At 35.7% G+C, this 14,274-nt stretch carries 11 protein-coding genes; 5 read left to right on the forward strand and 6 right to left on the reverse strand.

The annotated features are described in order from the left end of the window. Nucleotides 1-8: 8 nt before the first annotated feature. Nucleotides 9-5,123 (reverse strand): hypothetical protein, encoded by a 5,115-nt coding sequence (locus ABD692_RS07135; RefSeq protein ID WP_344765995.1) that lies wholly within the window; start codon nt 5,121-5,123, stop codon nt 9-11. Nucleotides 5,124-5,510: 387 nt separating this feature from the next. Here ABD692_RS07135 and ABD692_RS07140 point away from each other — a divergent pair, with 387 nt between their 5' ends. Both ABD692_RS07140 and ABD692_RS07145 read left to right on the forward strand, forming a co-directional pair. Next, nucleotides 5,511-5,873, forward strand: coding sequence for a response regulator transcription factor (locus ABD692_RS07140; RefSeq protein WP_316760812.1), 363 nt, complete (start codon nt 5,511-5,513; stop codon nt 5,871-5,873). Between the two features lie 97 nt (nt 5,874-5,970). After that, nucleotides 5,971-6,171 carry a hypothetical protein gene (locus tag ABD692_RS07145; protein WP_316760815.1) on the forward strand — a complete coding sequence of 67 codons (201 nt, stop codon included), beginning with the start codon at nt 5,971-5,973 and terminating at the stop codon, nt 6,169-6,171. On the opposite strand, the gene ABD692_RS07150 is transcribed toward ABD692_RS07145, so the two are convergent. The 3 genes from ABD692_RS07150 to ABD692_RS07160 all read right to left on the reverse strand — a co-directional run bounded on the left by ABD692_RS07150 (nt 6,158) and on the right by ABD692_RS07160 (nt 9,397). Then, nucleotides 6,158-6,535 carry a hypothetical protein gene (locus ABD692_RS07150; RefSeq protein WP_316760818.1) on the reverse strand — a complete coding sequence of 126 codons (378 nt, stop codon included), beginning with the start codon at nt 6,533-6,535 and terminating at the stop codon, nt 6,158-6,160. The genes ABD692_RS07145 and ABD692_RS07150 overlap by 14 nt on opposite strands. Before the next feature lie 252 nt (nt 6,536-6,787). After that, a complete protein-coding gene (locus ABD692_RS07155; RefSeq protein ID WP_344765996.1) occupies nt 6,788-8,323 on the reverse strand; it encodes a SulP family inorganic anion transporter in 1,536 nt (511 codons plus the stop codon). A gap of 69 nt (nt 8,324-8,392) precedes the next feature. Then, entirely contained in the window at nt 8,393-9,397 is a 1,005-nt protein-coding gene (locus ABD692_RS07160; protein ID WP_316760823.1) for an LLM class flavin-dependent oxidoreductase, read from the reverse strand. A 135-nt stretch (nt 9,398-9,532) separates the two neighbouring features. Here ABD692_RS07160 and ABD692_RS07165 point away from each other — a divergent pair, with 135 nt between their 5' ends. Further along, entirely contained in the window at nt 9,533-10,252 is a 720-nt protein-coding gene (locus ABD692_RS07165; RefSeq protein ID WP_344765997.1) for a DUF481 domain-containing protein, read from the forward strand. A gap of 2 nt (nt 10,253-10,254) precedes the next feature. On the opposite strand, the gene ABD692_RS07170 is transcribed toward ABD692_RS07165, so the two are convergent. Both ABD692_RS07170 and ABD692_RS07175 read right to left on the reverse strand, forming a co-directional pair. Continuing rightward, nucleotides 10,255-10,929 carry a competence protein CoiA family protein gene (locus ABD692_RS07170; RefSeq protein ID WP_316760830.1) on the reverse strand — a complete coding sequence of 225 codons (675 nt, stop codon included), beginning with the start codon at nt 10,927-10,929 and terminating at the stop codon, nt 10,255-10,257. Then, a complete protein-coding gene (locus ABD692_RS07175; protein ID WP_344765998.1) occupies nt 10,922-11,236 on the reverse strand; it encodes a hypothetical protein in 315 nt (104 codons plus the stop codon). Before ABD692_RS07175 ends, ABD692_RS07170 begins: the two co-directional genes overlap by 8 nt. Nucleotides 11,237-11,476: 240 nt before the next feature. Here ABD692_RS07175 and bla point away from each other — a divergent pair, with 240 nt between their 5' ends. Together bla and ABD692_RS07185 are read left to right on the forward strand one after the other, a co-directional pair. Continuing rightward, entirely contained in the window at nt 11,477-12,352 is an 876-nt protein-coding gene (bla, locus tag ABD692_RS07180; RefSeq protein WP_344765999.1) for a subclass B3 metallo-beta-lactamase, read from the forward strand. 84 nt (nt 12,353-12,436) lie between these two features. Continuing rightward, nucleotides 12,437-14,272 (forward strand): ABC transporter ATP-binding protein, encoded by a 1,836-nt coding sequence (locus ABD692_RS07185; RefSeq protein ID WP_316760839.1) that lies wholly within the window; start codon nt 12,437-12,439, stop codon nt 14,270-14,272. Nucleotides 14,273-14,274 lie beyond the last annotated feature (2 nt).

Here is a 14,274-nt window from a genome sequence, read left to right on the forward strand (position 1 = left end):
ATTTGTTATTAAGCAATTTGACGGGTTTCTTCCCATGTTTCGGTAAAATTGATATCGATAACCCAGAAAATACTGATATCTAAAGCAAAAGTACACATGGCAATACAGCTTGTTGGTCCACCATTTAATTGTTTCTGAATTTTACCTGCTGCTTCAATTTGAATGGTAATGGTTACAATACCACCAAATATTTCTGCACGACCACGGAAATAAATAAACGCTCCAACAACCAATTCTTTGGTATTTAGCGACATATCCACACCAACCATGTACATTACCGCTACGCTGCCTATTACAGGAAGGCCAACACAGAGCTCTACTCCAAAACCAAATTTAAAATACAAGGTGGGCGGGCTCTTTAAATCGGCGGCTAAACCAACTTCAGCCCTGCCAGTTGCATAAATTGTTGCTGCCGCGAGCGAAACACACATAACTCTTAAATCTGCCCCCAATTCTAAAAACGCACCAGCCGAAGGCATAACCTGATCTATAGTTTTAGGTATTTTTATTGGCTGATTGAAATAACAACCAATTTTAAAGGAAGCATCAAGTTTTAGAGGTGTAGTTGGCGAATTGTAATTAACCGGATCAAAAGGGAATTTTACAAAAGGAATTTCTTTTGATGCTTTGAATTTATAATCCCAGCTATCGGCAGCATTACTCATCGCAATCTTCAATCCTTTTTTAACCGCTTCAACAGGTTGTGTTGGATCTAGATTATCTAAAAATTCAAGAATCTGATATATTTTCTCTAAAGGTTCAGCCAATTTAAGTTGTGGTGCGCTTCCTGATTCAAAACCAGGATTTAAGGATGCTTTAGCCTTAAAATCGCCACTTATTGTCATCAATGATTTGAAAGAAGCTAAATCGACAACAATACTCATGTTACCCATCTCGTTTTTCCATTTATCTATTGCGCCTTCAGAATCTGTTACATAATCTACTAGCGTATTCGAACTTGGTCCTGTTTTTGGATCACTTTTGTATTTAATATACATTCTGAATGGAGAATCCTCAGAACCAATAACATCGAAGGTAAAATTATCTGGCACTTTAAAACCAGTAATTGCTTTTGATAAACCACCAGGAAGTATTTTAGTTACTGCGGATGCAACATCTTCTATTTTTATTGCATTACCAATATTTGGAAACGGGCCTTTACTATTCAGCAACCTAAAACTATCTGCCAATAATGGTGCTTCAGTTAAAAGTTGACCAATTTTTAATGTATCGTAACTTGGATCAGCTAATAGAAGTTTTTGCGTTCCTGTGTTTTGTACAAAACCGTACCTTTTAGCAAAAAAGGATTCGTTATCATTAAGTAAAGCTTCAGGAAAACTAATTTTCGAAATATTTTTAGGGCCCGGAATACTAAATGACGGTTCTTTTCTATCGCGTAAACCGTCTCTTATAACAGGTACACTTTCTTTATTTGCAACAGGAACTACATTTCCAGTAATTTTATCAAGCTCTATAACGCTCCAGCTTCCATCGGCAGGCAACTGAACTGACCCCTTTGCTGCAGCAATAAAAGCAAATTTATTTTGATTATTTCCTCTGGAAGATGCAGAAACATCAACACGGTTAACCTGAATTACTTGCTCACTGGCACCAAGATTTAAAATGCAATCAACATTCCCTCCCACCGAATTCTGACTACGCATCATTAATTCTTTAAAAACATGCTGAGGAACAGGAACACCTTCTGGTGCGAGTTGTAAATAGCCTTTAAATTGCTTTCCAGTGTGCCTTTTATATTTGCTATAATCTCCCTTTCCTTCTACATCTAACAGTACGTCGGCATCAAAAGTAACCCCAATAAATTGCGCATGAACTAAAGAACCCGCAACATCTTGATGCACATAGTTCGATGGATCAGCTTTCCAGTACTCACCAGCCTGAGGCATGTAATCAATCGAAATAATATCACCAGAAACTTCCTTGATATTGTGCACATTATATAAACCGCCAACTAAGCCAGGGTAAATGAAATATGGATTATCAAACGAACCTACATTGCCTTGTGGGTTTTTCTTGGCCTCAAAAGAAAAATCAAAAATACCATCACTTTTAGCTTGCCAACCGCTATCCTCTCTATAAATTATGGCATTATTTCTTCGGTAAAAAGTAACTGTTCTTACCATGCAAATTCCCCATGGATAAACCATACTTACCGCTTGCACAATCTCATGAGATAGACGGCCTCTCATTACATCGAATTTAACCTGAGCAATTGTGGCAAATTTCGACAATGGCGCCAACCAGTTACTAAAGGTACTGGCTCCGTAACCCGAAAAATCGATATGTGTTAAAGGAACACCTCCAGATTGAATTCCTGACTCACTAAATCTCCCTGAAAATATAGTGTGTACACTTGCTCCTAAAATACTTTGGGTTAATGGCTCATTGTATTCGCCAATTAAATTTTTCATCTGTACAGTGAGGCCACTCATTTCTGGAGGACTCATGGAATCAAATGGCTTGTTAGCGGCAATTCTAAACTGCAAACCACCTTTTAATTTAAGTTGTTGGAGTTCAAATTCGGGAACAATAAAATCTAAATGCCTGTTGTTTACCGTTGCCTGCTGCGCATTATAGGGCACCAAATTAGCAATAGAAAATTTGCCATTTGGTAAGCCAAAAAGTATGGCACTCCTTAAATTCCCATCTTTCTCTAAAGGATTTAAAGGTGTTGGATAAGTTCCGGCCACAACATCATCTGGCTTAAGGTTACGCCGAAAACGGGTCATATATTTCAGGGGATCAATATCTATTACATGACTATCAAGCTGTGTAAATACGGTTGCTGGTCCTTGATCACTGTAACCGAGTATGCCCATTTTAGGATATGTACTATCATCAGGTGGAGTTAAATTAATTAATGGTTCCCAGGTAATATGAGGTAGAGTAAAGCCGTTTAACATTGCCATAGGCGATCGCAAATTCATTTTCTCAATATTTACAACCTGTTCAGAAACTTGTTTAATTTTTGCATAACCAGCAGAAACCGATCTAATTTGATTAAACGACATCGAAATACCTAGCAAATCGTAATTTGTACTTAAATCCAGTAACGAAAACACGTGTGGTGTTCTCAAACTGGCAGAATTTTTCATCCTGTCGTACACCGCATGTTCAGTTGAAACCATTGCAACCGCAAATTGACTGTTACTGCTTTCCAATTCCTTGCCAGCAGGTTGAATCATTGGAGGAGCAACCAGATTGGTGTTATAATTTAACTTAAAATCAACTTTAACTGCTGCCATACCAGCATTACTTTGCTCCCAATCGCAAGTTGAAGTAAGTAAACCAGCCATGCTTTGGTTGTAACTTGCAGCATCGCGAAAAGTTGCAACGGCTCTACTTGGACGGTGTATAGTTTCTGTAGTATAAGGATGCGGTAAAGTTGGAATCAAGTCGGTTAAACCGTAAAGAATTGTTAGTTTACCCTTGTTGATTACGTTTTCCGTATTCCAACTTCCCGTTAAGATTAATCCTGCTGGTGGCGTACAAAGTAGATAAGCATTTTCTAAAGCAAACCGATATCTTAAATCAGCTTTTTTTATTTCCTTGAATTTAACTGGCGATATCAAATTTTCGGTATTTTCTGCAACGATGTTTTGTTCATAAAGCATGTCCTGATCGATAACCATCAGCTGCGATAATGCGGTAGATGCATACTTAACATATATGCTATCTCTTGTCTTTGGTGCAACTGGTGTTCCGTCTGCCTGCAAAGGTTTATCAGCATCAACCTGAATATCGGCTAATGCAACAATGCCCTCCACTCCTTCTTCCAAACATGTGTAATCGAATTTCTTCTTTCGATTAAAGGATAATTTCAAATCAGTTTTAATTCCTGATCCTAAAGTGGTATCCCACATTTTGTAGTTTTCTTCAATAGTTTTGAAATCGGCTTTTAACTCATGAATTAGAAATAATCCTTGTTCTGCAAATATAATCGGACTATTTAAAGCGACAGGTAATCGGCTATCTAAACCTTGCCAACTACATTGCAAGCCAGGCTTTAAAAATAAAGTCAAGGCTCCATTGTTTCGAATGGCAAATGGTTTAGTAATATCAAGTTCATTTAAAGAAAGAGACCAACACGAATATCTTATCTCAGCTTCGCCATTAATTTTAAAAAAAGTAGATTTCACATCAGAAGAAATAAACCTTTCACTATCCGATGGCATTTGAATGAGGAGTTTATCAAGCGAAGCTTCAAAGGTGGCAGGTTTATTCGTATAAGAAAACGATCTGCTATCACCATATAATTTCCAACTGGCAGTGTCAATTCGGTTAATGGTTATTTTTTTTACCGCATAAGCCAGCACTAACAGGTTCGGTAGTTTAACATCCGATGCTCTTGAATCAGAGCCATACAAATCGGTACCTTTTGGAGCAAAAGTATTATCTAAATTTAACTCTAAAGCAAAAATAATTTCGGCACTGAGCTTTATAGAATCGGCAAGCACGCTTACTGCTTTAGAAAAGGTTACTTTACCCGAATTCACTTTAAAGCCTGTATATTTTGTATTACCTGCACTCGGTGCGAATAGATCTGCACGAATCCAGATGCTACCTTTCGCCAAACTATATCCGTTATTTCCTCTGGTAATTTTCGATAATTTTAAAGGAATGAGCATTAATGGTTTTGAATCGCCATTTAAGTAAATTGGTATCAGTTTTTCGTATGTAAGAAAATCATACCAAACTAATCGCCCATCATTCGCGATAAATGGCCCCAAAGTTTTAGAAACACCAGCAATGGATGTTAACCCACCTAAACTAGATAAAGCCTTAGAATTTGAAACTAAACTAGAAAGCTTTGTAATATTATTCAAAGATGAGAAAGGAGTTTCTCTTCGAATAACCAATTGATCGTTATCTCCTTTTGGTACTTTAAGGGCCGAAAATTCGCTTAAAAGTTGATTTCTGTTGATATTTTCTGTAATCTGAGTTAAAGTTTCCGTTTTTAAATTGCGACTACTAACTGCTGAAACATCGGATTGTTTTAGTTGATTTAGCAGCACACTGATTTCTTCTGAATGAGCTTCTGATTGAATTATCAAATCGTGAACCAGATTCAAGTGGCTTTTTAAGGAGATAGTTTTGGCCATTTTAAGGGATAATTACGGCATAAATGCCAATTAAAAATTAAAAACGAAATGCAAAAAAACTATAATCGAATAAGTGTAGCTGTAAAAAAAGATAGAGCAAATAATACAGGAATAATGCGCACCAGTGGCTCTTTCAGAAGAAAGCCTTTCAATAATCTAACTTTAAGATCCTGTTATGTAAGCATACATATACACTACGTAAATCTGCAATAAAATTCTTGTTGTGTAAATACCTGTTTTACGGTATAATGGAAAAAACCAGACGAAAAAAACCCAATAAATCTGAAACTTTTTTAACAATGGTTAATAACCTAAGTTTTGTTCATAACTATATTAAACAACTTAACAACGAACAGGTTATCTATTTAATACACAAAAACAAGGCTTATGAAAAAGTGCATTTATGTTGTAGAAGATAACCCAAGTATTAGAGAGATAATTGAGTTTTTATTAACTGAAGAGCTTTACGAAGTTAAAAGCTGTCGGGATACCAAAAGTTTTTGGCACCAAATGGAAAATCAAAAACCAGACATGATTATACTGGATATTATGTTACCCGATGGAAATGGAATAGACATTTGTGCAAAGCTGAAACAAAACGTAAAAACATATGCGATTCCAGTTATGATGATGTCTGCCAATAATAATTTAGCACATGTAAAATCTAAATGCACAGCTGAAGATTTTATCAATAAACCTTTTGATTTAAATGATTTTGCAAAACGTGTAGAAAAGTATGTCCCAAACTAGTCTTTAAAATATATTAACATTAGTGCAAAACTTTTTCAATGTAAATATTGTTCAATTAGTGATTTTTGAAAACAACCAAATCATAATTACTCCTCATATGAAATCTATTTTAACAGATACGGAATACAAACAAATTATTCGCCGTATCGCAACTCTTTCTTCTCTATCAGCTAAAGTTACTGATTTTGAGGAGTTAAAAACCTTGAGCGCCTTAGCTATGGATTACGAAACCCGTAGATATGATTTCAGTTTATCTTACAACTCGGCGGCTCAAAATTTCTCAATTAACCAGCATTAGTGCTCGATAATTGTGGGGTATTCTTTTTAATTTTATTACTGGTTAAAATAACCATTATTAATGCTGTAGATAGAAAAGCACCTTGGATGATGTATGCCCTTCTTTTTTGCTTAATGCCCTTATAAAAATTATAAAATGCAATTGCGCCCATTCCCGCCAATTCTATATTCTTCTTCACTCTTGAAGTAGCATCATTTTTATGACTAAAGCCAGCCCTCATTAAACTATTTACAAGGCTCAAATTTTTTTCAATAGTTTTCTTTGTTTTTGATTTACTGGTATGTAAGCCAATTGCTTTTCCTGCCGTTTGTAAACCTGAAATAATTAATTCGTTTTTAATTTTCGTAGTATCCTTTTTCACCATAATCTTACATTTAATGTGTTAATTCAACACTAAAAAAAGAGTTAAAGTTTTGGTTATTTTAAAATAAAAGAAGCGCAGAAAAAGTATTTTGAAGATCTCCAGTTTCATTATCAAAAAAGAAAGCCCTTAATTACATCGCTGCAATAAGGGCTACTTAAAACTTAATCAATTCTTCAATTATGAACTGACTAAATCATTACAACTATATAACAAACAGTATATCAGATGGTTTTACTGTTTAAAAAAAATATATTATGATTTGGATAAGACAACATAATTTGGGTCTTCAATTACATTAACCTCAATAACCGCTTCAGCATTTTTCAATAAAGTTCTGCAATCTGCACTTAATCCTCTTAAATGTAATTTCTTTCCAGCTTCTGCGTAACGTATGGTCAATTTACTCAGGGCATCTATTCCACTCATATCTGCAACTCTGCTTTCTGAGAAATTTATAACCACAAGCTCTGGATCTTGTTCTACAGTAAATTTTTCGTTAAAGGCAGAAACAGAAGCAAAAAATAAAGGCCCAAAAATTTCGTAATGCTTTACACCATTTTCATCAATATATTTTTTCGCTCTGATTCGTTTTGCGCTTTCCCAGGCAAATACCAAAGCAGAGATTATTACACCAACTAAAACTGCTAACGCAAGATTATGTAGAAAAATAGTAATTAATGCAACTAAAATCCCGATAACAATATCCTGTTTCGGCATTTTATTGATAATTTTAAAGCTGATCCATTCGAAGGTACTAACGGCAACCATAATCATAACGCCAGTTAATGCCGCCATCGGAACACGTTCAATTATAGGCGCTCCAAAGAGAATAATTAGAAGAATAGTTAAGGAGGCAATAATTCCCGATAAGCGAGCTCTCGCTCCCGCAGATAGGTTTACCAAGGTTTGTGCAATCATAGGGCAACCTCCCATTCCAAAAAAGAAACCATTGGCAATATTTGCTGTTCCCTGCGCTATGCATTCCCGATTGCTATTTCCTTTTGTTGCAGTAATTTCATCAACAAGATTAAGTGTTAGCAAACCCTCTGTTAATCCCACTCCTGCCATTATAAGCGCATAAGGGAAAATAATTTTTAAAGTTTCTAGTTCAAAAGGAATTTTAGGAATATGAAATGGCGGAAAACCACCACTTACTGAAGCAATATCTTTAACCGTTTTGGTATCAATATTTAAACCCAAAACAAGTAAAAACACAACCATAATTGCGACCAATGAAGGTGGAATTATTTTAGTTATTTTTGGTAAAAAAGCAACAATTGATATGGTTAGTAAAACCAAACCCACCATTAGATAAAGTGCATTACCCGAAAGCCAAACCAGTTGACCGTTTACTACTGTTTTAAATTGTTCGAGCTGAGCCATGAAAATCACTACAGCCAAGCCGTTAACAAAACCATACATAACGGGTTGAGGAACCAGCCTTATAAATTTCCCTAATTTAAAAAGGCCAACTATTATTTGAATTACACCCGCTAAAACGATGGCCGCAAATACATATTCAATACCATTCGATTTCATTAAGGCAATTAAAACGATTACGGTTGCTCCCGCCCCGCCCGAAATTAGGCCTGGTCTGCCACCAAAAATCGAGGTAATTAAACCCATAATAAATGCAGCATATAAACCTACCAAAGGCGGAAAACCTGCCAGAATAGCAAACGACAAAGACTCTGGCATCATCGTCATTGCCACCGTTAGTCCAGCAAGTATTTCGTTTTTATAGTTGACTTTTTGTTTAAAGTCGAATAAGTTTAGGTACGATTTCATATTTCGCACAAAGGTAGTTTAAAATTTATCTTGAGCTTTCAAATAATTTACCAGTGTGCGTTATTAATCTTAGCTAAATAAACCTGCAAAAATCTTATTCGAATGCAATTTGGCCTTATGGTCGTAGATATGAGAAGTGCTCATAATTTCATTTACGCCATATTTTGCAACAAAAGCCTCTAAATTTTCTTTTATCGTTTCCGAACCGCCAATAAAAGAGTAATACAGCATTTGTTCTACCGCTTCTTTTTCGAGCTGATCCCAGTGTGCATTGATATTTTGAACAGGTGGTTTTAGCATTTCTCTTCTTCCAGTTATTACGCCTAAAAACATCCTTTTTACTGAGCTAGACAATACTTCTGCTTCATCATCGGTATCTGCGGCAACAACGTTTACACAAGCCATAACATAAGGCTCTTTTAAAAATTTAGAAGGCTTAAAGTTGTTTCGGTAAATTGTAATGGCCTGCTCAAAATAAGCTGGAGCAAAGTGACTGGCGAAAGCATAGGGCAAACCTTTTTCTGCGGCAAGTCTGGCGCTATCGGTACTAGAACCTAAAATCCAGATTGGAATATCCAATCCCTCTCCAGGAATGGCACGTACTTTTGCACCATAATTATCTGCGGAAAATAATTGATGCAACTGATCTACATCCCTTGGAAAATTATGTGCCGCGTTAAAATTCTCACCTCTAATAGCCATAGCTGTAACCTGATCAGTTCCAGGCGCTCTACCTAAACCTAAATCGATACGATTAGGATAAAGCGAGGCTAAAGTTCCAAATTGTTCGGCAACAATTAGCGGTGCATGATTGGGCAGCATTATTCCACCAGAACCTACACGAATTTTCTTTGTGCCACCAGCTATAAAACCAATAAGTATTGCAGTTGCAGAACTGGCAACACCAGCCATATTATGATGCTCTGCAAACCAATAACGAGTATAACCTAATTCTTCAGATTGTTGAGCAATTTCTAAACTCGTTTTGAAAGTATCGGCAGCAGTATAGCCATCTAAAACGGTTGCAAGGTCGAGAACGGAGTATGGTATATTTTTAAGCGAATTGTTGTTCATATTTTCAGGATTTTTAATCTGACGAACAAAAATATCTTTTATAAAACCAACTAAGGTCTATCTTTCTACAAATGACCTTCAGAAAACACTTCAGAATCGTTCAAACATCTCAGGAGTTAAATCTGTTAAAAACGTATGAAAATATTTTTACTATCGATGTTTTTTTCCATTTCGGGCTTAATCGCTAAAGCTCAGTTTAGCGATTCTACGAACTACCACATTAATGCAAGTTCTACAGGCTCAATAAATAAAACCAATAATGAAACTGCTTATTTACTAAATAACAACATCAACCTTGGGATAAAAAAGAAAAGTATCGTATTAAATAGCAGTACAACTTGGCTGTATGGGAAACAAAATAAAGCCTTAAGTAATAATGATTTCTCGACTACCATGAATTTCAATTTGTATAAAACCTTCCCTCATTTTTATTATTGGGGGCTCGTAAATTACAACACCAGTTATTCTTTAAAAATTAAAAATCAACTTTTAGCTGGAGGAGGAATAGCCTACAATTTTGTAGATAAAACAAATACTTATATTAATGTAAGTAACGGCGTTCTTTTTGATCAAAGTAGCTTAGTTGAACTTGAAGATTACAACACGATAAGAAATTCGCTCAGACTGCAATTTCATTTTTTAATCAAAAACATTGTAAGCTTAGATGGCAGTCATTTCTTACAAAATTCTTATTCAAGAAAAGGTGATTACATTATCCGTTCTTCTACAACTGTAGGTTTGAAAATTAGAAAATGGATTAGCCTAACAACTGCTTTAAATTACAACAAACTAAATATAACACAACGTGAAAACCTTAATTTAACCTATGGTTTAAGTATTGATAAATATTTTTAGTACTACCCAAAACACAAATATTCTTCAATAAATTGTTTTCGGCTAATCATTTCCAAATATGGATAATCGCCAGACAACTGTTTTCTAATTCGCATTCGGTAAAGAAAATGGCCACCCAAATCGACAATAATTGGAGCTTTAGCAGCAAACCAAACAGTATGGGGCTGTTTCCAGCAAAAGTGATAAAAGTTTGAGGTAATCTGTAAACCCTTGATCTCAGGATGATAAAAGTTTAAAACCTTAGGTGTGATTAGCGGATTTAAAACATCAGCTTTGCGAATCATTGACAAATGATCGGTATTGCAAAATTCGTAGTCTACAAGTTTAGGATGATCAGGATGAGGAAGGTTTTTTAACAAACGGAAACCTTTGAACTTTTTTCCATTCAATATCCAAACTAACTTCGGATAAAACGCCTCCCTACTCTGCATTTCAACTAAAGTTATTGGCGAGTTTTGAAACTCGATTGCGGTACCGCATGGGGTAAATACATCTGCACGATGTAATTCGCCAGTTATTTCACAACAAAAGCTTTTTTCACGAAAACTTTCGGGAAAGGCTTTTTTCCAATTTCGGTGCCACGGACTTTCTTTATAATATTTTTCGGGTAGCCAAAGTGGCGCTAAGTTTAAAGCGGGTTCTTTAAGGTTATCAATATTTTGTATTTCACTATTCATTCCCTTTAAAAACGTTCACCACATTAGTTTTCCATTTTATATAGCCAAGGTTACCACAAGTGTATGCAACAAAGTTTTCTACCTCTTCTGGCACATCGTTAACCACCCTAAATCTGATCGTATATTTTGGATTGTAGCTTATATAAACCACCAAATCATCTTTACGTTGACCAACAGACAACATAGATTGTAAATAAATATCCTGTAATTCTGCAGCAGCCTGTTTCAAACGTTCATTCATTATTCTAGCTAATGAAACATCAGGAACAAAATCAGTTTCTGTAATTGCTAATACGGTAACTGTCATAAAATATCTTCAAATTAATTCTTATTCAACAACACAAATGATATCAATTCTTGTTGAAACTACGGCAAAACTATACTAATATTTTTAGTAAACAAATATTAAAGAAAGAATTTTACACGCATATGGATAAGCCGCTGTTAGTAAGCAAAATAAAATTTAAAGAGTAAAATAAGTCTGCCTTCAGGTTTACGTTTTATTAGTTATCGCCTTAATATATTATCTTAGCCCTAATTAGTTTTTATGAGAAATATACAAAAAACAGCCTTAATATTGATTGGTTTATCTCTTTTCAATTTCCAATTATTTGCTCAAAAAGTAATCGAACCTAAGGATACACCTGCAGAATGGTCGAAACCTTACAAGCCTTTTCGCATTGCGGGCAACCTTTATTACGTTGGCACTTACGATTTAGCTTGTTACCTAATAACAACCGACAAAGGCAATATATTAATTAATACAGGCTTAGCCAACTCCTACGCTATAATTAGCAGTAACATAAAGCAATTGGGCTTTAAGGTTAGCGATATTAAAATTTTACTAACTACTCAGGCCCATTACGATCATTTAGGGGCAATGGCCGATTTCCAACAGCTAACGCATGCCAGCGTAATGATGGATAAGGAGGATGTAACTGTTGCTATAGATGGTGGAAGTTCTGATTATGCATTGGGCGGAAAAGAACCTAGCTACAAACCAGTTAAAACAAATAGACTATTAAGTGATGGTGATCTAATTTCTTTAGGAAACATGAAGCTTAAAATGCTTCATCACCCTGGACATACGAAAGGTTCTTGCAGTTATATATTTGAAGTAAAAGATAAGAACAAAGCATATAAAGTATTAATAGCCAATATGCCAAGTATTGTAACTGATAAAAAATTCTCAGAAATACCTGCCTACCCTAAAATTGAAGAAGACTACAGAAGTACCCTTCAAAAAATGAAGAGTTTATCATTTGATATTTGGCTTTCTTCACATGCCAGTCAGTTCGATCTTCACAAAAAACACCAGGAAAACGCGGCTTACAATCCTGAGGCATTTGTAGATAGAAAAGGATATGATGAAGCATTGAATAAACTCTCGGCAGATTTTTCGAAGAAGATTAAACAAAAATAGCTTCACTCTTATTACATGATTTTACATAGCGCTGTTAGTCAAAATCAGGAATAACTTTAGATTTGCTTGATCCTATAAACATTAATGGCAAAAGGCAGAAATACAATTCCAATAGAAAACATATCATTCAGAGATCGTTTATCGTCGCTGAAGAATTTACCCAATTTTTTTAAACTGGTTTGGCAAAGCAGCCCCAGTAAAACTTCTATCAGCTTTGCTTTAAGAATTCTTCGATCTGCAATGCCTGTTGCCTTGCTTTATGTCGGCAAGTTAATTATAGATCAGGTTGTAGCCTTAAACAGCAATGCTGCTGGCGGAGATATTCAAAAGCTGTGGGAATTAGTTGCTTTGGAATTCGCTTTAGCTATACTAACAGATGGATTGAACCGAATGATAAACCTAACGGACAGCCTGTTAGGCGATTTGTTTTCTAACTACACTTCCATGCGTATTATGAAACATGCTGCAACTTTGGATTTAGATCAGTTTGAGGATTCTGTATTTTACGATAAATTAGAACGAGCCAGACAACAAACCATTGGAAGAACGGTTTTACTTTCTCAGGTGATGAGCCAGGTGCAGGATTTTATATCAATGGCATTTCTTTTAACTGCACTAATCGCTTTTAATCCTTGGTTAATACTACTCTTGCTTCTTGCTATAATTCCTTCTTTTCTAGGCGAATCCTATTTCAACAGTAAAAATTATGCGCTTTCGAGAAGCCAAACTCCAGAGAGACGGGAATTGGATTACGTTAGGTATTTAGGTGCCAGTGATGAAACAGCTAAAGAGGTTAAGATATTTGGCCTAGCCGATTTTATAATTGGGAGGTTTAAAACCTTATCAGATAAGTTTTATGCTGATAATAGCAAACTGGCTGTTCGTCGTTCGGCTTGGGGAACTTTCTTTTCTGTGCTCGGCACAATGGGTTATTACGCCGCTTATGGTTTTATTATTTACAATACTGTTCAGGGTAAAACTACCGTTGGAAGTTTAACTTTCCTTGCAGGTTCATTTCGCCAGCTTAGCGGTTTAATGGAAACCATGTTGGCAAGATTTACCATGGTATCGCAAGGTGCCATTTATCTGAATGATTTTATCGAATTTTTCGAGATTAAACCAAAAATCACCAAACCAGAAAATGCTTTACCTTTTCCAAATCCTATAAAAACTGGCTTTATTTTCGAAAATGTAGGTTTTCAATATCATAATACAGAAAGGTGGGCAAACAGAAACCTGAGCTTCGAACTAAAACCAGGAGAAAAACTAGCGTTGGTAGGCGAAAATGGTGCTGGCAAAACAACTTTGGTAAAGCTTTTGGCTCGTTTATACGATCCTACCGAGGGTCGGATTTTATTAGATGGAAAGGATTTAAAAACTTATGATTTAGATGATTTAAGGCACAACCTCGGTATTATTTTTCAAGATTACATTCGTTATCAAATGACCTTTCACCAAAATATAGCTGTAGGAAACATAAAAGAAATAGATAACGAAGCGTTGGTTAAAAAGGCAGCAGAAGAAAGTCTTGCCGATCAATTAGCATTAAAACTTCCAGGTGCTTATCAGCAATGGTTAGGTAGAAAGTTTAACGATGGCGTAGAACTTTCGGGTGGAGAATGGCAAAAAGTTGCACTTGCAAGAGCCTACATGAAAGATGCACAGGTTTTAATACTCGATGAACCAACCGCAGCTTTAGATGCCCGTGCGGAATATGAAGTGTTTCAACGCTTTGCAGAATTAACAAAAGGAAAATCGGCGGTATTAATTTCCCACAGATTTTCTACAGCTCGCCTTGCCGATCGGATTTTAGTTTTAGATAAGGGAACACTTCTAGAATCTGGTACTCATGCAGAATTACTTAAAGCAGATGGAAGATATGCAGAACTATTTAAACTTCAGGCCGCTGGCTATCAGTAAGT

Source organism: Pedobacter ginsengiterrae (assembly GCF_039537385.1).
Classification (GTDB): domain Bacteria; phylum Bacteroidota; class Bacteroidia; order Sphingobacteriales; family Sphingobacteriaceae; genus Pedobacter; species Pedobacter ginsengiterrae.

Excerpts from the sequence above, each read along its gene's own strand:
- ABD692_RS07135 (WP_344765995.1), bottom strand. The coding sequence starts at position 5,123 with ATGGCCAAAACTATCTCCTTAAAAAGCCACTTGAATCTGGTTCACGAT.
- ABD692_RS07140 (WP_316760812.1), top strand. The coding sequence starts at position 5,511 with ATGAAAAAGTGCATTTATGTTGTAGAAGATAACCCAAGTATTAGAGAG.
- ABD692_RS07145 (WP_316760815.1), top strand. The coding sequence starts at position 5,971 with ATGAAATCTATTTTAACAGATACGGAATACAAACAAATTATTCGCCGT.
- ABD692_RS07150 (WP_316760818.1), bottom strand. The coding sequence starts at position 6,535 with ATGGTGAAAAAGGATACTACGAAAATTAAAAACGAATTAATTATTTCA.
- ABD692_RS07155 (WP_344765996.1), bottom strand. The coding sequence starts at position 8,323 with ATGAAATCGTACCTAAACTTATTCGACTTTAAACAAAAAGTCAACTAT.
- ABD692_RS07160 (WP_316760823.1), bottom strand. The coding sequence starts at position 9,397 with ATGAACAACAATTCGCTTAAAAATATACCATACTCCGTTCTCGACCTT.
- ABD692_RS07165 (WP_344765997.1), top strand. The coding sequence starts at position 9,533 with ATGAAAATATTTTTACTATCGATGTTTTTTTCCATTTCGGGCTTAATC.
- ABD692_RS07170 (WP_316760830.1), bottom strand. The coding sequence starts at position 10,929 with ATGAATAGTGAAATACAAAATATTGATAACCTTAAAGAACCCGCTTTA.
- ABD692_RS07175 (WP_344765998.1), bottom strand. The coding sequence starts at position 11,236 with ATGACAGTTACCGTATTAGCAATTACAGAAACTGATTTTGTTCCTGAT.
- bla (WP_344765999.1), top strand. The coding sequence starts at position 11,477 with ATGAGAAATATACAAAAAACAGCCTTAATATTGATTGGTTTATCTCTT.
- ABD692_RS07185 (WP_316760839.1), top strand. The coding sequence starts at position 12,437 with ATGGCAAAAGGCAGAAATACAATTCCAATAGAAAACATATCATTCAGA.